Origin of the sequence: Plantactinospora sp. B6F1, from assembly GCF_040120695.1 — a bacterium.
Taxonomy (GTDB): domain Bacteria; phylum Actinomycetota; class Actinomycetes; order Mycobacteriales; family Micromonosporaceae; genus Plantactinospora.
Map to the genome: position 1 here is coordinate 1 of NZ_JBEEAC010000048.1, position 25,213 is coordinate 25,213.

Consider the following 25,213-nt stretch of genomic DNA (forward strand, 5'->3'; position numbering starts at 1 on the left):
CAGACAACGACTACGAGCCTGCCAGCAACAGACCCATCTCCTCGCCGGCTTCTTCGTCAACACCGGCATGACCCTCGACCCCGAACCACCGTGACGACCCGAACGTCAGCCTTTCAACCTCTGTAGCCGCTGTCCTTGACAGTTTCGGTGTCCGCCGCAGGCGGGCAGTTGCAAGTCGTCGAGACCGTGTGGCAGCGGTGCGGCGAATCCACGACAGCCACCCGACCCCCGGGGTGCCGGCCAAAGTCCAGCCGGCCTTCGCGTGACCACCGTCACGCGGAACCCCGGGGGTCGACCATTTCTCCGTCAACCGTTTCTCCCGTCGACCGGTGACCCGCCGTCGACCGGTACCCCCGGAGAGGCCACCGTGTCCGTACGTGAGCTGGCGGTGCTGGGCACGGCCAGCCAGGTGCCGACCCGGCACCGCAACCACAACGGGTACCTGCTGCGCTGGGACCGCGAGGTGATCCTCTTCGACCCCGGCGAGGGCACCCAGCGGCAGATGATGCTCGCCGGCATCCCGGCCGGTGACCTGACCCGGATCTGCGTCACACACTTCCACGGCGACCACTGCCTGGGCCTGCCCGGCGTGGTCCAGCGGCTCTCGCTGGACCGGGTACCCCGGCCGGTCGAGGCGCACTATCCGGGCGGCGACGCGCACTTCTTCGCCCGGCTGCGGCACGCCAGCTCGTTCTACGAGACCGCCGAGCTGCGCGAACTGCCGGTGCTGCGGGACGGTCAGACCTTCGAGACCTCCGCCGGCACCCTGCTCGCCCGCCGGCTGCGGCACCCGGTCGAGACGTACGGCTACCGGCTGGTCGAGCCGGACGAGCGCCGGATGCTGCCCGACCGGCTGGCCGCGTACGGCATCCGGGGGCCGGCGATCGGCGAACTGATCCGCACCGGCCACGTCGACGTGCCGGGGCGGCGGGTGACACTCGCCGAGGTGAGTGCGCCGCGTCCCGGTCAGCGGTTCGGTTTCGTGATGGACACCGGGCTCTGCGACGGCGTCTTCGAGCTGGCCGACCGGGCCGACCTGCTGGTGATCGAGTCGACGTTCCTGACCGAGGACGCCGCGCTCGCCGCCGAGGTCGGGCACCTGACGGCGGCCCAGGCCGCGCGGGTGGCGGCCGAGTGCGGGGTACGCCGACTCGTGCTGACCCACTTCTCCCAGCGGTACGGGCCGACGGCCCGGGCCGGGGTGCCGCCGGCCGCCGAGCGTTTCGCGGCCGAGGCGCGGGAGCACTTCGACGGGGACCTGGTGGTCGCCGAGGACCTGACCCGGGTGGCGGTGCCGCCCCGGGCACCGGTCAGCGCGACAGCGTCGCCGCCGGCTGCTTCGGCGCCCTGATCCGGCAGGAAACCTCGGGTAGCACCGGCAGGAAACGTCGGGTAGCCGCCAGGACACGTGGGTAGCACCGGCACCGGACCACAAGCTCTGTCCCAGGTGACCGGATCGGTCACGTTATTACGATCAACCTCATGACCCTCACGCTGCGTCCGGCGGAAGCCGCCGACCTGATGGCGATCGGCGACCTCCAGCACAGATCGCGGGCGGTGGCCTACCGGAACATCGTCCCGGCGGAGGCGCTGGCCGTGGAGACCGGCGAGATGATGGGCCGGTACTGGCGGGAGCGCTGGGCGTACGAGCGGGACACCCACCTGATGACGGTGGCCGAGCGGGACGGCCGGCTGGTCGGCTTCAGCTATCTCGGGCCGCACGATCCGGCCGAACCGGACTCGGCCGGCGCGGACGTCGGCGAGCTGTACGCGATCCACCTGGACCCGGCCGAGCAGGGTCGCGGGTCCGGCCGGGCCCTGATGGTCGACGCGCTGGCCAAGCTGCTCGCCCAGGGCTGGCGCCGCGCCGTGCTCTGGGTACTCGTCGACAACGCGCACGCCCGGCACTTCTACGCCCGGGGCGGCTGGCAGCCGGACGGCGCCGAGCGGCACGGCAGCATCGGCGCGGCGCTCACCCCGCAGATCCGCTACGCCCGCGCCCTGCCGTGAACAGAAGGGCCCCCTCTTGTCGCTTCCTGCCTGCGCGGGGGCCCTTCCTGACACGTCAGCGCGCGTGCGCTCCCAGGTGGGCCAGCAGGTCCTGCCGGGTGAGTACGCCCTTCGGCTTGCCGTCGACCAGCACCAGCGCGGCGTCGGACTTCTCCAGCAGCCCGACCGCCTCGCTCACCGGCTGTCCGCCGCCGATCATCGGCAGCGGCGGCCCCATGTGCCGCTCGATGGTGTCGTGCAGCTTCGCCTGGCCGGTGAAGAGCGCGTCGAGCAGGTCCCGTTCGGCGATCGAGCCGGCGACCTCGCCGGTCACCACCGGCGGCTCCGCCTTGAGCACCGGGAGCTGCGAGACGGCGTACTCGCGCATGTAGTCGACGGCGTCCCGGACCGTCTCGGTCGGGTGCACGTGCACCAGCTCGGGAATAGCGTTCGGCTTGCTGTTCAGCGCGTCGGCCACGGTCGGCTCGGTGGCGCTGGTGTCCATGAAGCCGTACCGGGCCATCCACTCGTCGTCGAAGATCTTGGAGAGGTAGCCCCGGCCGCCGTCCGGCAGCAGCACCACCACCACGTCGTCCGGGCCGGCCTGGCGGGCCACCTCCAGGGCGGCGGCCACCGCCATCCCGCAGGAGCCGCCGACCAGCAGTCCCTCCTCGCGGGCGAGGCGTCGGGTCAGCTCGAAGGAGGTCTTGTCGGAGATCTTAACGATCTCGTCGCAGATGCCCCGGTCGTACGTCTCCGGCCAGAAGTCCTCGCCGACCCCCTCGACCAGGTACGGCCGGCCGGTGCCGCCGGAGTAGACCGAGCCCTCCGGGTCGGCACCGATGATCCGTACCGCCCCGCCGGAGGCCTCCTTGAGGTAGCGGCCGGTGCCGGAGATGGTGCCGCCGGTGCCGACCCCGGCCACGAAGTGCGTGATCCGGCCGCCGGTCTGCTCCCACAGCTCCGGACCGGTTGTCTCGTAGTGCGAGCGCGGGTTCGCCGGGTTGGCGTACTGGTTGGGCTTCCACGCGCCCGGGATCTCCCGGGCCAGCCGGTCCGACACGTTGTAGTAGGAGCGGGGGTCCTCCGGGGCGACCGCCGTCGGGCAGACCACCACCTCGGCCCCGTACGCCCGGAGCACGTTCTGCTTGTCCTCGCTGACCTTGTCAGGGCAGACGAAGACGCACCGGTAGCCGCGCGTCTGGGCCACCAGGGCCAGCCCGACGCCGGTGTTTCCACTGGTCGGCTCGACGATGGTGCCGCCGGGCCGGAGCAACCCGGCCCGCTCGGCCTCCTCGACCATCCGCAGCGCGATGCGGTCCTTGACCGAACCGCCCGGGTTGAAGTACTCGACCTTGGCGAGCACGGTCGCCGAGATGCCGGCGGTCACCTGCCTGAGTCGGACCAGCGGGGTGTCACCGATCAGCTCGATGACGTTGTCGTAGTAGCGCACGACGTTGTGCCCTTCTCGGTGCTCGCCGGCCGAACGGCACTGGCCGGGCACAGGGTCGGTGCTGGTGGCGTGCGGTCGGGGCGAAGGATGGTGGGTTCTCCCGCCAGCGTACGTGCCGCCGCACCGGCCCGTGGGCGGGGATCCCGGCCCGGGCAGACGACGGGCCCTTCCGGGCGGGCCTTCAGTGCACCACCCGCCCGGGGATGACGGAGGCCCGCTGGGCTTCCCAGGCGAGGAAGCGCTCGGTCTCGGCGAGTACCGCACCGGCCAGCCAGGTCACCATGACCGCGTCGTCGGCCAGACCGAAGAGCAGCAGGGTGAGCTCCGGCAGCAGGTCGACCGGGGAGAGCACGTACGCGGTCGCGGCGGTCATCAGGGCGAGCCGCAGCCCGCCGTCGTACTCACCGCGGGCGGTGGCGGCGATCATGCGGGGCAGGGCGGCGATCCGCCGGCCCAGCGACGGTCCACCCCGGGAACCGGCGGTCAGTGCCCGGAACAGCGCCCTGAAGGCGGCGGTTCGGCGAAGTGTCTTGGTGGCCATGTCGGCACCCTCCTCTGGATTCATGATGCATCCGAACGCAACCGACCGCTCGTCGAGGAATGCCGGCCGGCCGAGAAATTCGGGCGGAGACGGAGATACGTCGAAAAATCGGCGATGAACCGGCGCTGGCCGGGTATCCCGGCCACCGCCGGTGCAGGCGGAACGCTGACAGCGCGGCGCCGGTGACCGGGTTAATCTCGAAGGTCGCGAGAGTACGGCGTGACAGGCGGGGGGCCTTGATGAGTCCGGCCGGATCGATACGGCGGCAGCGGTCGCGGCAGCGGAACCCGGTGTCGCGGTGGCAGCCGCGCGGATCGGCGTGGCGGCACCGAACGGTGTGGCAGCAGCCCGTGGTCTGGCCCGGGGAGTCCGCCGGGCGGGAGCGGCCGACCTGGTCGGTCGCCCGGCGGGTGGCGAAGGCGACGGCCCTGGGGGTGGGGCTGACCGCGCTCACCACCGCCGCCGGGTACGGGCTGCTGCTCGGGCAGGCCAGGCAGGCCCGTCGGGTGATCCCACTCGCCGAGGCCCCACCGCCGCGCGGCGACGGCGTCTACGGTGCCAAGTTCCCGGGCGAGCCGATCACGATGGTGGTCCTCGGTGACTCCTCCGCCGCCGGCTACGGGGTGCACCGGCCCCGGGAGACGCCCGGGGCGCTACTCGCCACCGGCACCTCCCGCCGGTTGCGCCGGCCGGTCCGGCTGTACCGGTTCGCCGTGGTCGGCTGCCTCTCCGCGGGGCTGCGCCCGCAGGTCGACGCGGCGCTGGAGCGCCAGCCGGACGTGGCGGTGATCCTGATCGGCGGCAACGACGTGACCAACCGCACCCCACCCGCGGTGGCGGTCCGCTATCTCGTCGAGGCGGTACGCGACCTGCGGGCGGCCGGCGCTCAGGTGGTGGTCGGCACCTGTCCCGACCTCGGCGCGATCCAGCCGATCAAGCCGCCGTTGCGCTGGCTGGCCCGGCGCTGGAGCCGGCAACTCGCCGCCGCGCAGACCGTGGCGGTGGTCGAGGCCGGTGGCCTGACGGTCTCCCTGGGCGACCTGCTCGGTCCCCGGTTCGCCGCCGAACCGACCCGGATGTTCGCCTGGGACCACTTCCATCCCTCCGCCGAGGGGTACGCGATCGCGGCGGCCGCCCTGCTGCCGACCGTACTGGCGGCGCTCGGTGCCGGTACCGAGCGTCGGCCGTCGCTCGTCGGCGACCAGGGCGTACGGTCGCTGCCGGCGGCGGCCCACGAGGCGGCCCGGCATGCCGGTACCGAGGTGCGGGGTGTCCGGGTCGGCGGTCGCGAGCACGGCCCGGGCGGGCGGTGGGCACAGCTGCGCCGTCGTGGGGCCTGGTTCGGCCACCCCCGGACGGGAGAGACTGGGGGCCCACCGGAGACACCGGCACCGCTGGACGAGGCGACGACCTCCACAGTAGAGGAACGGGCATGACGGGACTCGACGCGACGAGCGGCACGGCGACGTACGGGATGACGACCCGGATCGCCCGGGGGGCCGCGGTCACGCTGCTCGCCGGTGCGGTCGGCGGGATGGTGCTCCTGGCCGGTGAGGCGTTCGTGGCCCGCAACCGGCGGTACGCCCGTCCGGAGTTGGGCCTGGCGCTGCGCTCCACGGTCGGCCGGGCCGGCACGCCGCCGCTGCGCCTGGTCCTGATCGGCGACTCGGCCGCGCTGGGGGTGGGGGTGGACCGGGCCGAGGACACGGTCGGCGGCCAACTCGCCCGGCTGCTCTCGGAAGGGGCCGGGCAGGGCGGCGTCGGGCAGGGCGGCGTCGGTGAGCGCCAGGTCCGGCTCTCCAGCGTCGGTGTCTCCGGCTCCCGCTCCACCGACCTGGCGACCCAGGTGGCCCGGGCACTGCTCGGCGAGCGCCCGGACGTCGCGGTGATCCTGGTCGGCGCGAACGACGTGATGGGGTTGCGCCGGCCGGCCGAGGCGGCGGCGTACCTCGGCGCGGCGGTGCGCCGGCTGCGCGGCGCCGGGGTCCGGGTGGTGGTCGGCACCTGTCCCGATCTCGGCGCGGTCCGGGCCATCGCCCCGCCGCTGCGCCAGGTGGCCGGCTGGCTGGGCCGGCAGACCGCCCGGGCGCAGGCCGTCGCCGTGCTGGAGGCCGGCGGCACGGTGGTGGACCTCGCCGCCGAGACGGGTGCGGTGTTCCGGGCCGACGCCGGAACGCTCTGCCACGACGGTTACCACCCCTCGGCCGACGGCTACCGGGTCTGGGCGCACGCCCTGCTCCCCGCCGTGGCCCGGGCCGCCGCCGGGACCCGGCAGCGGTAGTCGCGCCCGCCGAGCGCGCTCCGGCGGCCGACAGTGGTCCGATCCGCCCGGGCCGGCGGTGGTCCGATCCGCCCGGGCCGGCGGTGCCGAACGGCTGCGGACCGCCGGTGAACTCAGGTGGCGACGGCGACCGCCTGCCGGATCGTCTCGGGCTGTTCGAGCGCTCGCAGCATGCAGTGCGCGACGTCGGCGCGCGGCACGGTGAGCCCGCCCCGCACGCTCCGCCCGTACGCGGTGCGGTAGACGCCGGTCAGCGGCTTGTCGGTGAGCCGGGGCGGCCGTACGACGGTCCAGTCCAGATCGCTGTTCCGGAGGAGTTCCTCCATCACCGCAAGGTCGGCGTAGGGCTTTCGAAGAACGGTCTTGAGGATCGGACTCAGCAGGTACCGCAGCAGGGGTGCCTCGCCCGGGTCCGGGGGCGGTTTCGGGCGACCCGGAGCGGCGATGGTGGAGAGCGGGGCGGCGCTCACCACGACGATCCGACGTACGCCCCGGGCCCGCATCGCGGTGACGATCTCACCGGTGCCTTGGGAGGCGACCCCGCTCTCCGCCATCGACCGGGGGCCGAGGCCGGACAGCACGGCGTCCGCCCCGTCGACGGCGTCGGCCAGCGCGGCCGGATCGGGGTCGGTCAGGTCGGCCCGGACCAGCCGCGGCCCGTCGGGCTCGCCGACGAGACTCGCCGGACTCCGTACCACCGCTGTCACGTCGTGGCCGGCGGCGACGGCCTGCCGGAGCAGGTGTCGGCCGATTCCGCCGCTGGCCGCGAAGATCGTTAGTTTCATGTCGCTCCCGCTGTAAGTAAGTGTTCACTTACCTGTAGAGTAGTGAGTACTCGCCACCTGTCAAGCGAGTCGACCCACCACCTGCGAGCACCGACGGAACGAGGGCGATGACCAGCAGAGGCCGAGGCGAGGCGACCCGGGAGCGCATCCTGGCCGCCGCCTCCACGGTGATCCGGGAGCGCGGCCTGGCGCACACCACGACCAAGGAGATCGCCAGAGTCGCCGGCTACTCCGAGGCCACCCTCTACAAGCACTTCACCGGCAAGGAGGACCTCTTCCTCGCCGTACTGCGGATCCGACTCGCCCCGTTCATCGGGCTGATGGTCCAGTTGCCGGACCAGGCCGGCAGCGGCAGCGTTCCGGCCCGGCTGACCGAGCTCGGCCACGAGATGCTCCGGGTCTACGAGGAGTCGGCACAGCTCGCCATGGCACTCTTCGCCGAACCGGTGCTGCTCGACCGGCAGCGCGAACTGTTCCGGCAGACCGGCGCCGGCCCACAGCACGCGAACACCGTCCTCGCCGACTACCTCCGACGGGAGCGGGAGCGGGGCCGGATCGCGCCGACGGCGGACCCGGTCGCACTGGCCAATCTCTTCCTCGGGGCCTGCTTCTACCGGGCCTTCCTGGTCGCCTTCCTCGGCCCGGCCGGCGACCAGCTCCTCGACCACGATCCCGACCGGTTCGTCCGGGAACTGGTCGCGGCGATGCCGTACCCGGCCGCCGGTGCCTCCGGAGCCGCAGCGGGTTAACGTTGGTTCATGTCGACCGCGTCCCCCCGCGATGCCGTTATCGTCGCGACCGCCCGCTCCCCCATCGGCCGGGCCCACAAGGGTTCCCTGCGCGAGCTGCGCCCGGACGACCTGGCCGCGACCATCGTGCAGGCCGCCCTGAACAAGATCCCGCAGCTCGACCCGGCCCAGATCGACGATCTCTATCTCGGGTGCGGGCTGCCCGGCGGCGAGCAGGGCTTCAACCTGGCCCGGGTGGTGACCACGCTGCTCGGCCTGGACACGGTGCCCGGGGCCACCCTCACCCGGTACTGCGCCTCCTCGTTGCAGACCACCCGGATGGCATTCCACGCCATCCGGGCCGGCGAGGGTGACGTCTTCGTCTCGGCCGGGGTGGAGTGCGTCTCCCGGTACGTCCGGGGCAACTCCGACGCCCTGCCGCCGGAGGCACAGGCGCTCGTCGGCGGCGGCTGGCAGAACCCGAGGTTCGACGCGGCCCGGGCCCGCTCCGCCGCCCGTGGCGAGGCCGGCGCACCGGTCTGGACCGACCCCCGGCTCGACGGTGGACTGCCGGACATCTACCTGGCGATGGGCCAGACCGCCGAGAACCTCGCCCAGGTGTACGACGTGACCCGGGCCGACATGGACGAGTTCGGCGTACGCAGCCAGAACCTCGCGGAGAAGGCCATCGCCGACGGCTTCTGGGCCCGGGAGATCACCCCGGTCACCCTGCCGTCCGGCGAGTGGGTCGACTCCGACGACGGACCCCGCCCGGGTGTGACCCTGGAGGGCGTGGCCGGCCTGAAACCGGTCTTCCGCCCCGACGGCCGGATCACCGCCGGCAACTGCTGCCCGCTCAACGACGGCGCGGCGGCGGTGATCATCATGAGTGCGGAACGCGCCCGTGAACTGGAGATCACCCCGCTGGCCCGGATCGTCTCCACCGGGGTGACCGCGCTCTCTCCGGAGATCATGGGACTCGGTCCGGTCGAGGCGTCCCGGCAGGCGTTGCGACGTGCCGGGATGACCATCGACGACGTCGACCTGGTCGAGATCAACGAGGCGTTCGCCGCCCAGGTGATCCCGTCGTACCGACAGCTCGACATCCCGCTGGAGAAGCTCAACGTGATGGGCGGGGCGATCGCGGTCGGGCACCCGTTCGGGATGACCGGCGCCCGGATCACCGGAACGCTGCTCAACGCCCTGGACTGGCACGACCGGACCGTCGGGCTGGAGACCATGTGCGTCGGTGGCGGCCAGGGCATGGCGATGGTGCTGGAGCGGCTGAGCTGAGCCACCCGCCGGGCCCGGACTCGGCTACCGGCCCGGCAACGGCCCGGCAGGGCGGGGCGACGGCCGGCGCGGACCGGACGGCAGCCGGGGCAGGGCGACAGCCGGGGCAGGGCGACAGCCGGCGCGGGCAGGGCGGCAGCGGTCGACGGTCAGAGCGCCCGTCGGGCGGTCGCCACCTCGTCGGCCGCGCCGGCCAGCACCGGCGCCGGCGGGCCCGCGGCCACCAGGTCCGCCACCACCACCCGGAGCTGGTCGGGCAGAGCCAGGTCGTTCGCCAACCGGGGTACCGGCCGCCGGGACTCCCCGGCCGCGTCCGCGGCCAGGTCGGCCAGGTGCTGGACGAGCCGGTGCACCAGGTCGGCCGGGATCGGCCCGCCGGACGGGCTCGGTGCCGCCCAGCGCGGCTGGGTCCAGTGCCCCACCTGGCGGACCAGCAGATCGAGCTGGTGGACCAGCGACTCGGCCGGGCTGGCGGGTTCGGCGGTGTTCACCTGCGATCACCTCCTTCCAGGGCCGGGCTCGGGGTGCGGTCCGGGCCACGGGTCCCCGGATCCCCGCCATGAGGCAGCGTTGACGCGGCGAGCTTACGGGTCGGCTCAGCGCCGTACGTAGCTGAGCAGCCGGAGGATCTGCCAGTAGAGGAAGACCAGGCCGACCAGGATCCCGAACGCGCAGAACCAGGCGTACCGGGCCGGCAGGCCGTCCCGGACTCCCCGCTCCACCAGGTCGAAGTCGAGGATGAAGGTGAGCGCGCCGACGGTGATGCATACCAGCGCGAAGACGTACGGCAGCCAGCCGACCTCGCTGCCGGTGCTGTAGACCACCAGTGCCTCCCGGCCGGCGATCAGGTAGACGGCGAGGTTGACCAGGCTCAGCACCACCACCCCGATCAGCGCCCCGACCACCAGCCGGGCGAACCGGGGGGTGGCACGGAGCACGCCCAGCCCGTAGAGCACCGCCATCCCGGCGAAGACCCCGAAGGTGCCGACGACGGCCTGCACCACGATGCCGGGATAGACCGCCTCGAAGCCCCGGCTGGCGACGCCCAGCAGCACCCCCTGGAGCACCGCGTACCCGCCGACCAGGACCGGGTTGGTGACCCGACGGAACGAGATCACCAGGGCCAGTACCAGTCCGGCAAGCGCCGAGCCGAGCGCTGCCGGTGCGGCCCAGCCGTCGGTCACATACGTCCAGGCGACCGCGCCGGTGGCGCCGGTGAGCAGCAGCAGACCGACGGTCCGCAGCACCACGTCGTTGACGGTCATCGGCCGGACGGCCGGGTCGGCGCCGAGGACCCGGTGTTCGACCCGGGCGGCGTCGTCCAGCCGGGTCAGTACCGGATTTCCACTTCGCACGCCCGATGCTAACAAAGCAGACATTTTCGTTCGCCGCGAACCGGCCCGGGTAACGACGGACGCCCGCCCCCGGAAGTCGGGAACGGGCGTCGCGAGATTGGCCGGCGCGCGGGCGCGCCGGTCAGGGACGAGGTCAGTCGTCGCCCTGGAAGTAGCTCAACAGCCGCAGGATCTCGATGTAGAGCCAGATCAGGCTGACCAGGATGCCGAAGGCGGCCGTCCAGGAGTAGCGGCGCGGCAGGCCCATCCGCACGCCCTCCTCGACCTCGTGGAAGCTGAGGATGAAGCTGAGCGAGGCGATCACGATGCAGATCAGGCTGAACCCGATGGCGATCGGGCCACCGTCGCGCAGCCCGGTGTTGACGCCGAAGAGCATCAGCACGAAGTTGATCAGCATGACCGCGAAGACGCCCATGATGGCCGCGATCACGCCCCGGACGAACTTCGGCGTCGCCCGGATGGCCTTGGCCTTGTAGAGACCCGCCATCAGGAAGAAGACGCCGAAGGTGGCGATCACCGCCTGGAGGACGATGCCGTCGTAGCCGGCGATGGTCTCGAAGTACTTGCTGACCATGCCGACGAAGACGCCCTCGACGACGGCGTAGGTGACGACCAGCGCGGGATTGGCGATCCGGCTGAACGAGATCACCAGGCCGAGCACCAGCCCGACGACGGCGGCCCCGATCCAGGCCGCACCGATCGCCCTGTCCGGCACGAGCACCCAGGCCAGCGCGGCGGAGAGCCCGGTGATGCCGAGCAGAGTGACCGTCTTGACGACGACGTCATCGATGGACATCGGCGTCACGGCGGGTGGCGCGGCCGGGTAGCCCGCGTCCGTCGGGTAGGGCTGCCCGTAGCCGGGCTGTCCGTATGCGCCGGCCGGGGTGTAACCCGCGGCCCGCTCCCGCTCGGCCGCCTGACCGAGTCGGGCCAGCACCGGATTGGACGTCTTCACGTTGTCAAGCCTCCTGGAAAGGTCGGTGCACCATGCCCGTGCCCTGTCCAGGGTAATGGTCCCCGGCGACCTTGTGGAGATCCAGGTCACCCGGCCACCCGGTCGCGGGGGCGGTCGGTCGGCAGCACGGATGGTGCCCGGGGCGGGGGTCGAACCCGCACGCCTTGCGGCAGCCGCTTTTAAGGCGGCCGTGTCTGCCTTTCCACCACCCGGGCAGGCGTCGAACTTCCTCGGTCCTGGTGCCTGCCACGGTAGCGGGTGCAGCCCCGCCCGGCGCACCCCGTTCCGGGATCGGCACTAGAGTCAGGGCCGTGACTAGTACAGCCCGTGCGGCCCAGGACGCCGACCCCGGCCGGGCCACCCCCGGGTACGGGTCCGACCCGCCCCGGACCCGGGCCGCCCGGATGCGGGATGCACTCCGTCGCAGCTATCCGGATCTGGCCGTCAGTCTGTGCTTCGTGCTCGCGGCGGGCTGGCTCAGCTACGGACTCTGGCTGGACCCGGACACCCGGACCCTCGCACTCAACCCCGAGGACCAGATCCTCATCGAGTGGTTCATGGCCAACGACACCCGCATCCTGCTGGGCGATTTCACCCTGGTCAGCGACCGGCTCAACGCGCCGGATGGCTTCAACATGATGGCCAACGCCACCATGATCGTGCCGGGTCTGCTGCTGATGCCGGTCACCCTGCTGTTCGGTGCGGCCACCACGTTCGCGGTCCTCATCACCGGCAACCTGGCGGCCACCTCGATCGGCTGGTACTTCCTCTACACCCGCACGCTGCGGGCCCGCCGCGTCCCGGCGATCGTCGGCGCCGCGTTCTGCGGATTCGCCCCGGGGATGGTCTCCCAGTCCAACAGCCATCCGCACATGACGGCGCAGTGGCTCGTCCCGGCACTGGTCTGGTGCGTGGTGCGGATGGCCCAACTGGCCGATCCCGCTCGGCCGGAGGGTGCGGCACGGGACAACCGCCGGCTACTCGGCCTGGCGGTGCTGCTCGCCGCACTGGTCTGCACCCAGGTCTTCGTCGGCGAGGAGGTCCTGTTCCTGACCGCCGGGGCACTCGCGCTGACCACCGTCGGGTGGGCCGTCGCGGCACCCCGCCACGCATTGCCGGTACTCCCCCGTCTCGGCGGGGCTCTCCTGGTCAGCGCGGCTCTGTCGATCGTCGTGCTGGCGTACCCGCTCTGGGTGCAGTTCTACGGTCGGCAGAGCATCCCGAACGGCATCTTCAGCCCCGACTACTTCTCGGCCGACCTGGCCAGCTACCCGGCGATCTCTCCGCTCTCCCTGCTCGGCTCCTCCGAGGCGAGCCGGTTGAGCACCGGGCCGGCCGAATACAACACCTTCCTCGGGCTGCCCCTGCTGTTGGTCACCGTGGCGCTCGCCTGGTGGCTGCGGCGGCATCCGCTGGTCATCCCGATGATGTTCACCGGTCTGCTCTGCGCCTGGCTCTCCCTCGGCCCGCGGGTGGTGCTGGACGGCAGCCGTACGGGGATCTGGGCGCCGTACTCGCTGCTGCGGGACAAGCCGGTCATCGAGGGCGCGCTGCCGATGCGGTTCGCCCTGGTGCTGATACCGGTGATCGCCACCCTGCTGGTGCTGGCGCTGGACCGGGCCAGCACCGCCCCGCTCGGTGCGATCCGCATCGCCGTACCGGCGGCGGTGGCCGTCGCGCTGATCCCGACCGTGCCCGCGCCGCTGCCCACCGTCGACCGCGAGCCGGTGCCGACCTTCATCAGCGCCGGACACTGGCGCGACTGCGTACCACCCGACGGTGTGCTGGTGCCGGTGCCGCTGCCCACGCCGAAGGAGCCGGAGAAGATGCGCTGGGCCGCCGCCGCCAACGCGGAGTTCCGGTTGCCTGAGGGATTCTTCATCGCCCCGTACGCGGCCGGCGGGAAGGCGTCGATGGGCACGTTCAAACAGCCCACCTCGGCGCTGCTCAGCAAGGTCGCCGCGTCCGGCCAGGTGCCCGCGGTCACCGAGGCCGAGCGCGCGCAGGCAGCCAGGGACGTGGTGTTCTGGGATGCGTCCTGCATCGTGCTGGCCCAGTCGGAGCCGAAGGCGTCAGCGCTGCACCAGACCCTTGAGATGCTCTACGGCCCGGCGACCTCTGCCGCCGACGTCTGGATCTGGCGGTTCTGACCTGGCCCACCGCTCTGACCCCGCCCACCGGCCGGCCCCCCGGACGGTGGGCGGCCGGTGGCGCACGAGCCGAGCCGTTCGACTACTCCGCCGGGGTCTCGGCGACGGCGAAGACGGACTGCCCGAACGGTACCCGGATCCGCCCCTCCACCCGGCGTAGCACCGGCACGCACCACCGGTCGTAGATCTTCAGCGGCAGGCCCTCCCGCGGCTCCCCGTTCAGCGCCTTGACCAGCAGCATCCAGCCGAGCAGCCCGATCGAGTTGACGTACGTCACCTTGACCGGCCGCAGCCCGGCCCGGCGCAGGGTCGCGGTCATGGTGGGAACCCGGTATCGCCGGAAGTGACCGATCTTCCGGTCGAAGTTGCTCATCGCCTGCTCGAAGGCCGGCACGATCAGGACGATGCGTCCGCCCGGCCGGACAAGCCGGGCGAAGTCACGCAGGGCCGCCACGTCGTCCTCGATGTGCTCCAGGACGTTGAGTGCGATGACGGCGGAGTGGTCCGCGCTCTCCCGGATCGGTACGGTGAGTTCCCGGACCCGCACCGTGGGATGTCCGTCGAACCGCTCCCGCAACCGCACCAGCCGCCCCGGGTCCGCCTCGGAGGCGGTCATCTTGCGGCCGTCGGCCGCCCAGATCGCGGCAGCCTCACCGAGGCCGGAACCGATCTCGAGGGGGTCGTCGCCGAGCCACGGCTCCGACAGCGCGAGAAGCCACCGGTTGTGGTTGACCGCGGACCGGAGGTCTTCGAGTACCGCCGACTGCAGGACCGTCGCCTCCGCCAGCGTCGCGGGTGCCCGCAGTTCGCCCGCGACGCTCACCTGACGGAACCGGCAGCGGGCCCGGTCACGACCACCGGGGCGATTGTTCCCTCCTGGAAGCTGACGAAGCGATTGGGCGGCACGGTCGACTCCTCGTCCTCACGCAGCAAGGAGGGACAGGATATCCACGTCCGGCGCATTCGACCACCCGAGGCCGGCCGGCCGCCGGTTACCGTCCCGGCCGACGGCCCGGACGTGGCCGGGCACAGCCTGACGTGCCGGGCTCAGACCCGGGGGTCGACCCTGGTCAAGCTGTCGCTCCGCGGCCGGACATCCCGGGCGGTCGCCGTGCTCGCCTCGACGAACTCCTCCCGGGGATCGTGCAACTGGCCCAGTGCGACCACCTCACGACGGAGGACGAAGGCCAGGGTCCAGTCCACGACCACCCGCACCTTGCGGTTCAGCGACGGGATCCGGCTCATGTGGTACGTCCGGTGCATGAACCAGGCCAGCAACCCCGTGAGCTTGATTCCGTAGACCTGGGCGACACCCTTGTGCAGGCCGAGACTTGCCACACTTCCGGCGTGCTTGTGCTTGTACTCGACCGGCTGCCGCCCCCGGATCACCGCCCGGATGTTGTCCGCCATCCGGACCGCCTGCCGCACCGCGTGCTGGGCACTCGGCGAGCAGTACGTTCCGGGCGGGCCGGTCAGGTCCGGCACCGCCGCGCAGTCACCGGCGCTCCACGCCCCGTCGACGACCCGGTCGCCGTCGACCACCTGGAGGGTGGGCAGGCAGGTGACCCGGCCCCGGTCGTCCCGGGGCAGGTCGGTCTGGGCCAACATCGGCGACGCCCTCACCCCGGCGGTCCAGACGATGGTGTCGGCCCGGAAGCTGTCCCCGTCGGAGAGCCGGACCAGACCGTCCACACAGGACTCCAGCCGGGTTTCCAGCCGGATGTCCATCTTCCGCTTCAGCAACTGCGCGACCGTGTACGCGCCCATGTCCCGGTCGACCTCGGGCAGCACCCGCAGGGTCGCCTCGACGAGTACCCAGCGCATGTCGTCGGGCTTCAGCTCCGGGTAGTACTTCATGGCGTCCCGGGCCATGTCCTCCATCTCGGCCAACGCCTCGATGCCGGCGTAGCCGCCGCCGACGAAGACGAAGGTCAGCGCAGAGCGCCGGACGTCCGGGTCGGTGGTGGCCGCCGCCACGTCCAACCGGTCCAGCACGTGGTTACGCAGGTAGATCGCCTCACCGATGGTCTTGAAACCGATGCCCTGCTCGGCCAGCCCGGGAATGGGCAGGGTACGGGAGACCGAGCCGGGCGCCACCACGATGTGGTCGTACTCGATCTCCCTGGCCGGGCCGATGATCGGCTGCACCAGGGCGGTCTTCCGGTCGTGCTCGATCCGGGTGACGGTGCCGGAGACGACGGTGCAGCGACGCAGTTCGCGCCGGAGCGGCACCACGGCGTGTCGGGGGGAGATGTTGCCGGCCGCCGCCTCGGGCAGGAAGGGTTGGTACGTCATGTGGGGCTGAGGGTCGACGACGATGACCTCGGCCTCCCAGGACCGGAGCTTCTTCGACAGGCGCAGGGCCGCGTACAGGCCGACGTGACCGGCGCCCACCACAAGGATCCGCTGCGGATTCACGCCTCTATCCTTCCTCGGCCCGGCTCCGGATGCTGGCCAGATGCCCCTTCTGTGACTGACGACGCCAGGTGACCCCGGTTACCCCAGTTTGCGCCGCTCGTGCCGCCGGGGCTGGCCGAACGCCGGGAAACCGGCCGCCACCCACGGCGGACGCACCGGGAGACCGGCCGCCACCCACGGCGGACGCGCCGGGAAAACTGCCGCTACCTCCGGCGAAACAGCCAGCCGAGCAGCGCGGCGGCACAGACGGCCAGGGCGAGCCCGCCGAGCAGCGCGACGACGAAACTCTGCTCGCCGAACCGGCCGTCCATCGCCAGCAGCGGCATCGAGAGCACCGCCGAGGCGAGCGCGACCCCGAGCGCCCTGGCCACCCAGCGGGCCAGCACCTCGGGGGCGACCACCGCGTCGTACGACAGCAGGGCGGCGAGCGCCGCGAGGGTGTGGGTGAGGTAGAGGAAGGTGGCCAGGGCGAGCAGCCGCCACAGCTCCACCCGCTGGTCGTACCAGCCGGTGGCCGCCACCCAGGCGCCGACCGCGGCCAGCAGCACCAGGGTGGGCCAGTTCCGCCGGGGCGCCACCGCGGGCGCCAGCGCCGCCACCGCCAGCAGGCCGAGCAGCCGGGGATCGGACGGCCGGGACGGGTACGCCAGCAGCAGCGTCAGCAGCGCGCAGCCGAAGACACCGACCCGGACCAGCAGCGGCACCAGGGTGATCCGGGCGATCGCGGCGTAGAGCTCCCTGACCCGGCTCACCACGGCGGCTCTCCGTTCGACATGCCGGCCCTCACCGCAGCGCCGGCCGGGGTGCGGAGGCGAGCCGGGCGACGTCCCGGAGCACCAGGTCGAGGCTGCCGGCACCGGCCCAGGTCACCACCGGCACCCCGTGCTCGCGGAGCTGCCCGATCGTGATGTCCCGATCCAACCGCCAGAGCCGGTGCGCCACCTCGGTCCACTGCCCCCGCTTCGGCGGCGCGGCCGCCTGCGGCAGGGTGTCCACCGCCACCACGAACCGGCCGGACCGGGCCAGCCGGGCCAGCATCGCCGCCGACCGGGGGTCCACCAGCGGGGTGAGCACCACCACCAGGGCGTTGGAGGAGAGCAGTTGCGGGCCGAAGACCTGGTCGTACGGCTCGTGCGGGGACTGTTCGACCCGGACGTCGAGCAACCACTCCAGCAGCGTCAGGTACTGCCGCCGGCCGGTCGCCGGACGGAGTCGACGGGCCGACGGGCCGTACTCCAGCAGCGAGACCCGGTCGCCACGGTGCAGGTAGTGCTCGGCGATCGCGGCGGCGGCCCGGACGCAGGTGTCCAGCACCGAGGCGCTGCCCCGGATCCCGCCGGACCGGCCGGCCTCGGCCAGCACGTCGAGCAGCAGCACCACCTCGGCGTCCCGGTCGGAGAGCATCGCCGCCACGTGCAGTTGCCGGGCCCGCAGCGAGACCCGCCAGTCGATCCGGCGCAGCCGGTCACCCGGCCCGAAGATGCGTACCCCGGCCAGCTCACCGCCCTCGCCCGGGCGCCGGGACCGGTGCCCGCCGACCAGGCCGGCGGCCCGGGGCATCGCCTCGTCCGCGTCGAACGGCTCGGTGACCGGATAGACCGGCACCGGGCGGGCCTCGCTGGGCACCGTCTGGCTGGCCAGCAGTCCGTCGCAGGCGATCGCCCGCACCGCCGCCGGCCCGAGCGAGTGCCGGCCCCAACGCAGCGTCGCGCCCCGCAGCTCCAGGTCGGCGACGGTGCCGGCCGGCACGGTGAAGCCGTAGGGGCGGTCGGTGGCGTCCCGCCGGCCGGGCCGGGGCGGGGCGTCGGAGGCGTCCTCGGAATCCTCCGGGCCGGCCCCGTCGGGCGCGAACCGGACCTCGTCGATCCGCAGCCAGGACGAGACCACGGTACGGACCAGCACCAGGTCGTAGCCGACGTCGTCGGGGTTGCCGACGCTGATCCCGCCGACCAGCGCGCCCCCCTCCACCAGGTTGGTGTCGTCGGCCTCGATCCCGATCTCCGGCGGCAGCACCGGGCGGCGGCGCAGCGCGTAGGCGGTGCCGAGCGCGAACGGTGCGGCCAACACCACCAAGTCGATCCGGCCGAGCAGCGCGCCGGCCACCAGGAAGAGCCCGGTGAGCAGCACCGCCCGGCCGAGTGCCCGGGTCGGGACCCAGTCCGCCGGGGCCTCCCCGGACGACGGCGCCGTGGCCGGGGCGGCCGCCCGCTGCCCGGGCACGGCGGGTCGCAGGGTCGGTCCGGAGGAACTCACGGCTAGCGCGCCCCGGCCGCGTAGCTGGGCAGCGCACCGCTGGCCGGTGCGGGCGTGGTTTCCAGCACCTCGTTGACCACGAATGACGGATCGACCCGGCGCAGCCACATCTCCGGCCGCAGTGTGATCCGGTGCGCCAGCACCGGCACCGCCACCGCCTTGACGTCCTCCGGGATCACGTAGTCGCGGCCGGCGAACGCGGCGATCGCCCGGGCCAGCAGCAGCAGCGCGAGCGAGCCGCGCGGCGAGGCGCCGACGAGTACCGAGGCGTGCTCCCGGGTCGCGGCGGTCAGCGAGACGATGTATCGGCCGATCGAGTCCTCCACCACCACGTTCTCCAGGGCCGCCTGCATCGCCCGGAGCACCTCGGCGTTCACCACCGGTTTCAGCTCCGCCTCCTCCTGGCGGCGGGCCATCCGGCGGCGGAGTACGTCCCACTCCTCCTCGTGGCCCGGATAGCCGAACGAGACCCGGAGCAGGAACCGGTCGAGCTGCGCCTCCGGCAGCGGATAGGTGCCCTCGTACTCGATCGGGTTGGCGGTGGCGATCACGTGGAACGGCGGGTCCAGCCGGTAGGTGACACCCTCCACCGAGACCTGCTTCTCCTGCATCGCCTCCAGCAGCGCCGCCTGGGTCTTCGGCGGCGTACGGTTGATCTCGTCCGCGAGCAGCAGGTTGGTGAAGACGGGCCCGGCCCGGAAGCTGAAGTCGGCGGTCCGCTGGTCGTACAGGAACGAACCGGTGACGTCGGCGGGGAGCAGGTCGGGGGTGAACTGCAACCGCCGGAAGTCGAGCCCGAGCGCCTGGGCGAAGGAGCGGGCGGTCAGCGTCTTGCCGAGCCCCGGCAGGTCCTCCAGCAGTACGTGCCCGCCGGCCAGGATCCCGGCGAGCACCAGTTCCAGGGCGTCGCGCTTGCCCACCACCACCGTGCCGACCTGGTCCAGTACGGCCTGTGCCAGCCGACCGACGTCGAGGGTGCTGACCTGGTCCGCTTCTTTCATTGCTTCTCCAATTGGGCGACGATCGCCGCGAGGTCGCGCGGCGACGGGGTGCGCTTGGGAGGCGTGTCGAGAAAGTTCCACAGTGGCTCGCCGAGCAGCGCACGGGCCCGGTCCGGGTCGCTGGCCCGGGTGACGCCGTGCCGCTGCCGGAGCAGTTCGTCGACGAGTTCGCCCAGCACCGGCAGCACCGCCCGGGCGAACCGCTCCGGCTGCCCCTGCGACCAGGTGAGCTTGGCTTCCCAACGATGCACCGAGCTGCCCAGGGCGTCCCGGACGCTCCAGTCGTAGCTGCCGTCCTCCTCGCCCCGGTCGGCGGGGCGACGCAGCCGCACCGGGACCGGTGGTGGCGGGGCGAGGGCCCGGGCGAGCCGGCGCAGCAGCAGCACGGCGAGGAAGCCGGCGAAGACGGCGACGGCGGAGAGACCGACCCCGGCCATGCGCAGCCCGAGGACGACCGCCGCGGCGAGCCCGGCCGCGGCCAGTACGAGCCGCAGCCAGCCGCCTATGCCGGCGCGCGGGCGGGCGGTCGTCGGCCGCTGCTGCTCCTCCTCGTCCTGGAGCAGGTCGAAGATGCTGGTGCTGGAGCCGCTCACCGCTGCCCGCCCTCGGCCGTCGCCCGCTCGCCGTCCCCGCCCAGCCGGTCGCCTCCGGAGGTGAGTTCGGTACGCAGCCGGCGCAGCGCGGTCAGGGCCTGGGTCCGCATCCGCTCGTCGACGGTGTGCGTGGCGTACCGGGCCTCGCGGTAGACGTCGGCGAACGCGGCCAGCACGTCGGCGCTGACCGGCCGGCCGGCGCCGAGCAGCCGGGTCACCAGGTCGGTCGGGGTGTCCCCGGGCCGCCGTTGCACCCCGGCCACGGCGGCGGCCTGCTCCAGCCGTACCCAGCAGGCGATCACCGCCCGCCGCGGGTCGGCGTCGCTGTCGGAGAGGTCGACCAGGCCGGCGTCGAGCGCCGCGACCACCTCCTCCGCGGTCTGCTCGGCGCTGCGGAGCTTGCGGGCGCCGGGGCGGGCCAGCCCTCGGCGGCGGCGCAGCAGGTCCCGGGCCAGCGCCCAGACCAGCGCGGCCAGCACCGCCACCACCACGGCGCCGCAGAGCAGGGTGCCGAGATACGGCACCCAGTGCGGAAGGTAGTCGCCGGGCTGGCCGGGTGCGGCGCTGCGGGCCGGCTGCTCCGCGCCGGTGGGCGGGAGCGGCTGTTCGAACGTCGGCACGATGTCGGCCGGCGGTTGGACCCGGGTGAATCCGATCGACGAGTGCGCGGCGGCGAGCGCGGCCAGCGCCAGCAGCCCGGCGACCGCCGCCAGCGGCCACAGCGTCCGGAGCAGACCAGCGGTGAGGCCGGGCCGGGGCGGGTGCGGTGCCGGGCGGGCACGACCGGAGTGCCCGTCGGTCATCGCACCGCCTCCCTGAGCCGTCTAGCCGTCCTCGTCCAGCCCGGCCAGGCGCCGCGCCCGGGTGAACACCTCGTCCAGCATCGTCGGTGTGAGCCGCCCGGTAAAGGTGTTCTGCTGGCTGACGTGGTAACAGCCGAGCACCTGTGGAACGGCCTCGCCTCCGGACCAGTGTGCCCCATGCCCGAACGTCGGTCGCGGGGTGGGCGGTCGCACGCCGTACACCTGGCGGAGCACCGGCCACCACGCCGCCCAGGCGAACGCGCCGAGCGTGACCACGACGCGCAGGCTGGGTTTGATCAGGTCGAACTCCCGGTGCAGCCAGGGTGCGCAGGTGTCCCGCTCCGCCGGGGTGGGCTTGTTGTCCGGCGGTGCGCAGCGGACCGCGGCGGCGATCCGGGTGTGTCGCAGCGCGAGGCCGTCGTCGGCGGCGACGCTGGTCGGCTGGTTGGCCAGACCGGCCCGGTGCAGCGCGGCGAAGAGCACGTCGCCGGAGCGGTCACCGGTGAAGATCCGCCCGGTCCGGTTGCCGCCGTGCGCGGCGGGCGCCAGCCCGAGGATGGCGATCCGGGCGTCCGGGACGCCGAAGCCGGGGACCGGGCGACCCCAGTACTCCTGGTGCCGGAAGGCGGCCCGGCGGACGGCGGCGACCTCCTCCCGCCAGGCGACCAGCCGGGGACAGGCGAAGCAGTCGGCGACGGCGCCGTCCAGCTCGGCCAGGTCGCCCGCCCGAGGTGCGCGGGCGACCACGTCGCCGGGGGTACGCGACCGCAGGCTGGCCCGGTCGGGTCGGCGCGGTTCAGCCAAGTCGGGTCCGGAAGAGTTCGAGGGTACGGGCCCAGGCGCTGGACGCTGCCTGCTGGTCGAAGACCTCGGGCCGGTCGTCGTTGAAGAACGCGTGCCGGGTGCCGGGGTAGTCGTGGGCGGTGCATTCGCCACCGGCGGCCTCGATCGCCCGCCGGGCCGCCTTGACCCCGTCGGCGGCCGAGGTGCCGTCCTCCTCCGAGCAGTGGATCACGGCGGCCTTGCCGGTGTAGTTGGACCACTCCGGGCGCATCCGCTCCCAGGGCAGCACCGGGTAGAAGCCCACGGTCGCGACGATCCGGTCGGAGAGCGTCGCCGACCAGAGCGCGAGGCTGCCACCGGCGCAGAAGCCGACGGCACCGACCTTGTCCCCACCGGCCTCGGGCCGCTCTGCCAGGTAGTCGGCGGCGCCGGCGATGTCCCGGGCCGCCTGGTCCATGGCCAGCCCCATCAACAGCTTGCCGGCCTGGTCGGGCTCGGTGGTGGAGGCGCCGTGGTAAAGGTCGGGGGCGAGCGCCACGAAGCCGGCCTCGGCGAACCGGTCGGCGACGGATGTGATGTGCGGCACCAGTCCCCACCACTCCTGGATGACGATGACGGCCGGACCGGTCGCGCCGCCCGCCGGCAGCGCCAGGTAGCCCTCGCTGGTCCCCCCGTTACTCCGGTAACTCACCATCTCGCCCATCGGTGGCCCTCCTGTCGGTCAGTCATCGTTGGCTGGTCGCACAGTTTTACCCACCCAAAGTCCGGAGCTCCGGGTATTGCATTACGGGTGTTCGGGTAGCCTGCCACGCCCGGCACAGGGGACGGAAGCCAACAGCGACGTGGCGTACACCTCCTGTTGCACAGGTGTACGCCACGTCGTCGACCGCCTCCCGGGGGAGCGGGTTCGCGGCCTGGTCGGTCTTCGCGGCCTAGTCGGTCTCCGCGGTCTAGTCGGTCGGAGTGGGCGTCGGCGACTGCCCGCCGCTCGGGGTGACCGACGGCGCGGCGCCGCCGGGGGTGGCCGACGGCTCCGCCGAAGCGGTCGGCTCTGCAGCCGTCGGCTCTGCAGCGGGCGGCTCCGGAGCGGGCGGCTCCGGAGCGGGCGAGGGGGTCGGTCCGAACCGGAACGGTGCGCCCTGCGGGCAGTACGGGTACGGCTGCCGGATCGGGTCAACGTAGTCCGGGCCGGGCACGATCCGTTCCCGCGCCTCCGCACACCACGGGTGGCCCAGCCGGATCGGCTCACCGTTCTGGTCGAAGAGGCGTACCCCCTCCAGCAGCCGGCCCTGGCTGTCGTAGACGTAGACGTCCTGCACCCCGGAGTACTGGTCGGTGTAGACGTGCTCGTAGGGCATCGTGTTGCCGCCACTGCCGACCCGGCTGTCAAGCTCGGCGAAGCCGGCCAGACCGAAGAGGACCAGCAGGACCGCGCCCAGGTTGAGGACCAACCTCGGGCGCGGACCCATCCGGTCGGTACGCCGACCGAGCCAGACCGAGGCGGTGATGGTCGCGGCGAGCAGCAGCAGCGCGGCCAGGCTGCTGCCGCCGAGCCGGGGCAGCAGTCCGAACGAGGTTCCGGTCAGCAGCACGGTGATCAGCATCGCGGCGAGGTAGCCGCGCAGGATCCACCAGGCGGGGCGGAGCAGCCGGAGGAAGTCGCTGAGCCGGGCATAGCCGAGGACCGGGCCGAGCCGGGTGTCGGCGGCACGGATCCGCTCCCGGCCCCTGCGGACCGCCGCGCCGATCCGCTGGTCCAGGTTGGCGGCGCTGGCCGGCGGGCGGACCCCGGCGGCGGTACGCAGCTCCATCGCGTACGCCTCGGGCGGGCCGAGCCGCTCGTAGAGTGACCCCTCCGCCTCGGCGGCCACCTCGGTCAGGTGCTCGGGCAGGTCTTCGAGCAGCTCGTTGCGGACCGGCGGCGGCAGGTCGGCCAGCGCCTCGCGGACCTGCCCGACGTACCGGGCGATCTCCTGCTCGGTGCCGGTCATGCCGCCATCCCCTCGTCGTCGAGCAGCGTGTCCATCGTGGTGGCGAAGGAACGCCAGACCTTACCGGAGCGGCGGAGCTGGTCCCGCCCCGCCGGGTTGAGCGCGTAGTACTTGCGGTGCGGGCCCGATTCGCTGGGCACCACGTAGGTGGTGAGCAGGCCGGCCTGGAAGAGCCGGCGCAACGTGCCGTAGACCGAGGCGTCGCCGATCTCCTCGAGCCCTGCGGTGCGAAGCCGGCGCATGATGTCGTAGCCGTAGCCGTCCTCGTCCTTCAGCACGGCCAGGACCGCGAGATCCAGCACGCCTTTGAGCAACTGGGTCGTGTCCACGCGGCGATACTACTGTCCAATGCGCAGTACCGTCAACGCGGCAGTAGCGTGGCGGTGGCGCGGCCCGCCGGCGCGGGGCGACGCACCGGGCGCCAGGTGGCGACCAGGGCTGCGGCAAGCAGCAGTTCGGCGATGTCGCCGCCGTAGTACATGATCTCCGCGCCGGTCCGCACCTCGGCGACGGGGGCGGCGATGTGGACCCAGTAGCCGCCGTAGATCAGTTGCGAGACGACGGCGTGCAGGGCGATTCCGCACCCCAGGTAGACCAGACGGGTACGGACGCCGGGCCGGGCGGGTGCGGGATCGGGCCCCGCGACGACATGGGCGAACAGGCAGCCGGCGAGCAGGAAGTGCAGATGCAGCAGCCGGTGCCCGGCCGGATGACTCGCCGTGGCGTTGTACAGCGGGGTGAAGTACAGCGGCACGAGACTGCCGGTGGAGAGCAGCCAGGCGATCGCCGGATGGCTCAACACCCGGGCCGGACGGCTGTGCAGGACGGCGGTCAGCCGCCTGCCGTGGCTCGCGGGCAGCGTACGCAGCAGCAGGGTGACCGGGGCACCGAGCACCAGGGCGAGCGGGGCGTACATGCCGACCAGCAGGTGCGCGACCATGTGACCACGGAAGTCGGTGTGCGCGAGCGAGGCGATCGGCGGCAGCAGCCCGGCCGCCAGCAGGAGCAGCCCGGCGCCGAAGCTGAGAGTGCGCCACCGGCTCCAGCCCCGTGCCGGGTGCGCCGCCGTGCCCGGTGGGCCAGGTAGAGGTACAGGCCGGCACAGAGCAGCAGGGCGACGGCCGGCAGCACCACCCCGAGCGCACCGCTGCCCGCCCCATGCTCCGGCATGTGGTGGGTGTCATGGTCCATCAGGCGTTCCGGTCCGCCCGCCGGTCGCCGGGTACCGCGGGCTCGAAGGAACGTCCGCCGCGCTGGAGCAGCCATCCGCCGGCGACGAGCAGCGCGCCGAGGACGAGGAAGGCGATGTCCCACCAGAGCTGGTCCGGGCCGGGATAGACGTGGTGGATGCCGAGGATGTGGTGGTCGAGGATGCCTTCGACGAGGTTGAACAGGCCCCAGCCGACCAGGATCCAGCCCCACAGGACGCGGGAGGTCCAGACCCGGCGGCGCTCACGCGTGACCCGGGAGTAGAGGATGGCCAGCCCGATCAGCACCGCCAGCCAGCACACGGCGTGGAAGATCCCGTCCCACACCGTGTTCATCTCCAGCCCGGGCACGGTCTTCGGGTCGTAGTACCGCACCCCGATGTTGTCGGTGTCGGTGCTGCTGAGCAGGTGGTGCCATTGCAGGATCTGGTGCAGCAGGATGCCGTCGACGAATCCGCCGAGCCCCACCCCGAGCACGATCCCCGGCAACCTGAGGCTGGCCGGCGCGGCACCGGCCCGTACGTCGTCCGCGGTGGTCGTCATCGATCCTCTCCTCCACTTTCCCCGCCCGGGTACCCGGACAAGGCGGAAGTAACCCTGTGGAAGACGCTGTTTCCCCCCGTTCAGGGGGTG

At 72.8% G+C, this 25,213-nt stretch carries 26 protein-coding genes and 1 tRNA gene; 7 read left to right on the top strand and 20 right to left on the bottom strand.

Translation table 11 applies throughout. The features are described from left to right. Positions 1 to 367: 367 nt before the first annotated feature. Both ABNF97_RS31790 and ABNF97_RS31795 read left to right on the top strand, forming a co-directional pair. A complete protein-coding gene (locus tag ABNF97_RS31790) occupies positions 368 to 1,351 on the top strand; it encodes a ribonuclease Z (RefSeq protein ID WP_349340780.1) in 984 nt (327 codons plus the stop codon). Between the two features lie 131 nt (positions 1,352 to 1,482). Beyond that, complete coding sequence (locus ABNF97_RS31795) at positions 1,483 to 2,010, top strand: GNAT family N-acetyltransferase (protein ID WP_349340781.1); 528 nt, start codon at positions 1,483 to 1,485, stop codon at positions 2,008 to 2,010. Between the two features lie 55 nt (positions 2,011 to 2,065). On the opposite strand, the gene ABNF97_RS31800 is transcribed toward ABNF97_RS31795, so the two are convergent. After that, on the bottom strand, positions 2,066 to 3,442 hold the full coding sequence (locus ABNF97_RS31800; protein ID WP_130462123.1) for a cystathionine beta-synthase: 1,377 nt from the start codon (positions 3,440 to 3,442) through the stop codon (positions 2,066 to 2,068). Positions 3,443 to 3,623: 181 nt separating this feature from the next. Then, positions 3,624 to 3,983 (bottom strand): DUF1232 domain-containing protein, encoded by a 360-nt coding sequence (locus ABNF97_RS31805; protein WP_130465845.1) that lies wholly within the window; start codon positions 3,981 to 3,983, stop codon positions 3,624 to 3,626. Between the two features lie 350 nt (positions 3,984 to 4,333). Between ABNF97_RS31805 and ABNF97_RS31810 the strand changes: the two genes are divergently transcribed. Together ABNF97_RS31810 and ABNF97_RS31815 are read left to right on the top strand one after the other, a co-directional pair. After that, on the top strand, positions 4,334 to 5,419 hold the full coding sequence (locus tag ABNF97_RS31810) for an SGNH/GDSL hydrolase family protein (protein WP_486484935.1): 1,086 nt from the start codon (positions 4,334 to 4,336) through the stop codon (positions 5,417 to 5,419). A gap of 38 nt (positions 5,420 to 5,457) precedes the next feature. Further along, positions 5,458 to 6,264: an SGNH/GDSL hydrolase family protein gene (locus ABNF97_RS31815; RefSeq protein WP_130465843.1), complete on the top strand. Its 807-nt coding sequence runs from the start codon at positions 5,458 to 5,460 to the stop codon at positions 6,262 to 6,264. Between the two features lie 113 nt (positions 6,265 to 6,377). Here the strand turns inward: ABNF97_RS31815 and ABNF97_RS31820 are convergent, their stop codons facing one another. Beyond that, positions 6,378 to 7,049 (bottom strand): NAD(P)-dependent oxidoreductase, encoded by a 672-nt coding sequence (locus tag ABNF97_RS31820; protein ID WP_349340782.1) that lies wholly within the window; start codon positions 7,047 to 7,049, stop codon positions 6,378 to 6,380. Between the two features lie 107 nt (positions 7,050 to 7,156). Here ABNF97_RS31820 and ABNF97_RS31825 point away from each other — a divergent pair, with 107 nt between their 5' ends. Then, positions 7,157 to 7,798 (top strand): TetR family transcriptional regulator, encoded by a 642-nt coding sequence (locus tag ABNF97_RS31825; protein ID WP_130462121.1) that lies wholly within the window; start codon positions 7,157 to 7,159, stop codon positions 7,796 to 7,798. 9 nt (positions 7,799 to 7,807) lie between these two features. After that, entirely contained in the window at positions 7,808 to 9,070 is a 1,263-nt protein-coding gene (locus ABNF97_RS31830) for an acetyl-CoA C-acetyltransferase (protein ID WP_130462120.1), read from the top strand. 149 nt (positions 9,071 to 9,219) lie between these two features. On the opposite strand, the gene ABNF97_RS31835 is transcribed toward ABNF97_RS31830, so the two are convergent. The 4 genes from ABNF97_RS31835 to ABNF97_RS31850 form a co-directional block, all read right to left on the bottom strand. Next, on the bottom strand, positions 9,220 to 9,561 hold the full coding sequence (locus tag ABNF97_RS31835) for a hypothetical protein (protein WP_349340783.1): 342 nt from the start codon (positions 9,559 to 9,561) through the stop codon (positions 9,220 to 9,222). Between the two features lie 105 nt (positions 9,562 to 9,666). After that, complete coding sequence (locus tag ABNF97_RS31840; RefSeq protein WP_349340784.1) at positions 9,667 to 10,425, bottom strand: Bax inhibitor-1/YccA family protein; 759 nt, start codon at positions 10,423 to 10,425, stop codon at positions 9,667 to 9,669. 133 nt (positions 10,426 to 10,558) lie between these two features. Beyond that, complete coding sequence (locus ABNF97_RS31845) at positions 10,559 to 11,380, bottom strand: Bax inhibitor-1/YccA family membrane protein (RefSeq protein ID WP_130462118.1); 822 nt, start codon at positions 11,378 to 11,380, stop codon at positions 10,559 to 10,561. A 131-nt stretch (positions 11,381 to 11,511) separates the two neighbouring features. Further along, a tRNA-Leu gene (locus ABNF97_RS31850) sits at positions 11,512 to 11,595 on the bottom strand. 96 nt (positions 11,596 to 11,691) lie between these two features. Between ABNF97_RS31850 and ABNF97_RS31855 the strand changes: the two genes are divergently transcribed. After that, positions 11,692 to 13,530 carry a hypothetical protein gene (locus ABNF97_RS31855; protein ID WP_349340785.1) on the top strand — a complete coding sequence of 613 codons (1,839 nt, stop codon included), beginning with the start codon at positions 11,692 to 11,694 and terminating at the stop codon, positions 13,528 to 13,530. Positions 13,531 to 13,612: 82 nt separating this feature from the next. On the opposite strand, the gene ABNF97_RS31860 is transcribed toward ABNF97_RS31855, so the two are convergent. The 13 genes from ABNF97_RS31860 to ABNF97_RS31920 form a co-directional block, all read right to left on the bottom strand. Further along, positions 13,613 to 14,317 (bottom strand): class I SAM-dependent methyltransferase, encoded by a 705-nt coding sequence (locus ABNF97_RS31860; protein WP_130465841.1) that lies wholly within the window; start codon positions 14,315 to 14,317, stop codon positions 13,613 to 13,615. A gap of 260 nt (positions 14,318 to 14,577) precedes the next feature. Then, positions 14,578 to 15,948, bottom strand: coding sequence for an NAD(P)/FAD-dependent oxidoreductase (locus tag ABNF97_RS31865; protein WP_349340787.1), 1,371 nt, complete (start codon positions 15,946 to 15,948; stop codon positions 14,578 to 14,580). Between the two features lie 203 nt (positions 15,949 to 16,151). Further along, complete coding sequence (locus ABNF97_RS31870; RefSeq protein ID WP_349340788.1) at positions 16,152 to 16,700, bottom strand: hypothetical protein; 549 nt, start codon at positions 16,698 to 16,700, stop codon at positions 16,152 to 16,154. Positions 16,701 to 16,731: 31 nt separating this feature from the next. Beyond that, positions 16,732 to 18,168: a DUF58 domain-containing protein gene (locus tag ABNF97_RS31875; protein ID WP_130465840.1), complete on the bottom strand. Its 1,437-nt coding sequence runs from the start codon at positions 18,166 to 18,168 to the stop codon at positions 16,732 to 16,734. A gap of 35 nt (positions 18,169 to 18,203) precedes the next feature. Continuing rightward, positions 18,204 to 19,202 (bottom strand): AAA family ATPase, encoded by a 999-nt coding sequence (locus ABNF97_RS31880; RefSeq protein ID WP_130462114.1) that lies wholly within the window; start codon positions 19,200 to 19,202, stop codon positions 18,204 to 18,206. Next, positions 19,199 to 19,795, bottom strand: a complete 597-nt coding sequence (locus tag ABNF97_RS31885) for a hypothetical protein (RefSeq protein WP_130462113.1) — start codon at positions 19,793 to 19,795, stop codon at positions 19,199 to 19,201. The genes ABNF97_RS31880 and ABNF97_RS31885 overlap by 4 nt, the downstream gene beginning before the upstream one ends. Beyond that, positions 19,792 to 20,598 carry a DUF4129 domain-containing protein gene (locus ABNF97_RS31890; RefSeq protein ID WP_130462112.1) on the bottom strand — a complete coding sequence of 269 codons (807 nt, stop codon included), beginning with the start codon at positions 20,596 to 20,598 and terminating at the stop codon, positions 19,792 to 19,794. Before ABNF97_RS31890 ends, ABNF97_RS31885 begins: the two co-directional genes overlap by 4 nt. Before the next feature lie 21 nt (positions 20,599 to 20,619). Beyond that, positions 20,620 to 21,345, bottom strand: a complete 726-nt coding sequence (locus tag ABNF97_RS31895) for a uracil-DNA glycosylase family protein (RefSeq protein WP_130465839.1) — start codon at positions 21,343 to 21,345, stop codon at positions 20,620 to 20,622. Positions 21,346 to 21,394: 49 nt separating this feature from the next. Beyond that, positions 21,395 to 22,084, bottom strand: coding sequence for a dienelactone hydrolase family protein (locus ABNF97_RS31900; RefSeq protein ID WP_130462111.1), 690 nt, complete (start codon positions 22,082 to 22,084; stop codon positions 21,395 to 21,397). Between the two features lie 247 nt (positions 22,085 to 22,331). Continuing rightward, positions 22,332 to 23,372 carry a DUF1700 domain-containing protein gene (locus ABNF97_RS31905; protein ID WP_130462110.1) on the bottom strand — a complete coding sequence of 347 codons (1,041 nt, stop codon included), beginning with the start codon at positions 23,370 to 23,372 and terminating at the stop codon, positions 22,332 to 22,334. Continuing rightward, entirely contained in the window at positions 23,369 to 23,701 is a 333-nt protein-coding gene (locus tag ABNF97_RS31910) for a helix-turn-helix transcriptional regulator (RefSeq protein WP_130462109.1), read from the bottom strand. The genes ABNF97_RS31905 and ABNF97_RS31910 overlap by 4 nt, the downstream gene beginning before the upstream one ends. A 32-nt stretch (positions 23,702 to 23,733) precedes the next feature. Further along, positions 23,734 to 24,477, bottom strand: coding sequence for a cytochrome c oxidase assembly protein (locus ABNF97_RS31915; protein ID WP_349340796.1), 744 nt, complete (start codon positions 24,475 to 24,477; stop codon positions 23,734 to 23,736). 85 nt (positions 24,478 to 24,562) lie between these two features. Then, positions 24,563 to 25,123 (bottom strand): DUF2243 domain-containing protein, encoded by a 561-nt coding sequence (locus ABNF97_RS31920; protein ID WP_349340789.1) that lies wholly within the window; start codon positions 25,121 to 25,123, stop codon positions 24,563 to 24,565. Between the last annotated feature and the right edge of the window lie 90 nt (positions 25,124 to 25,213).

What these genes read in the sequence shown, in the direction of transcription:
- ABNF97_RS31825 (WP_130462121.1), top strand. Translation starts at nt 7,157, where the DNA reads ATGACCAGCAGAGGCCGAGGCGAGGCGACCCGGGAGCGCATCCTGGCC.
- ABNF97_RS31830 (WP_130462120.1), top strand. Translation starts at nt 7,808, where the DNA reads ATGTCGACCGCGTCCCCCCGCGATGCCGTTATCGTCGCGACCGCCCGC.
- ABNF97_RS31795 (WP_349340781.1), top strand. Translation starts at nt 1,483, where the DNA reads ATGACCCTCACGCTGCGTCCGGCGGAAGCCGCCGACCTGATGGCGATC.
- ABNF97_RS31815 (WP_130465843.1), top strand. Translation starts at nt 5,458, where the DNA reads ATGACGACCCGGATCGCCCGGGGGGCCGCGGTCACGCTGCTCGCCGGT.
- ABNF97_RS31920 (WP_349340789.1), bottom strand. Translation starts at nt 25,123, where the DNA reads ATGACGACCACCGCGGACGACGTACGGGCCGGTGCCGCGCCGGCCAGC.
- ABNF97_RS31880 (WP_130462114.1), bottom strand. Translation starts at nt 19,202, where the DNA reads ATGAAAGAAGCGGACCAGGTCAGCACCCTCGACGTCGGTCGGCTGGCA.
- ABNF97_RS31805 (WP_130465845.1), bottom strand. Translation starts at nt 3,983, where the DNA reads ATGGCCACCAAGACACTTCGCCGAACCGCCGCCTTCAGGGCGCTGTTC.
- ABNF97_RS31900 (WP_130462111.1), bottom strand. Translation starts at nt 22,084, where the DNA reads ATGGGCGAGATGGTGAGTTACCGGAGTAACGGGGGGACCAGCGAGGGC.
- ABNF97_RS31890 (WP_130462112.1), bottom strand. Translation starts at nt 20,598, where the DNA reads ATGACCGACGGGCACTCCGGTCGTGCCCGCCCGGCACCGCACCCGCCC.
- ABNF97_RS31820 (WP_349340782.1), bottom strand. Translation starts at nt 7,049, where the DNA reads ATGAAACTAACGATCTTCGCGGCCAGCGGCGGAATCGGCCGACACCTG.
- ABNF97_RS31905 (WP_130462110.1), bottom strand. Translation starts at nt 23,372, where the DNA reads ATGACCGGCACCGAGCAGGAGATCGCCCGGTACGTCGGGCAGGTCCGC.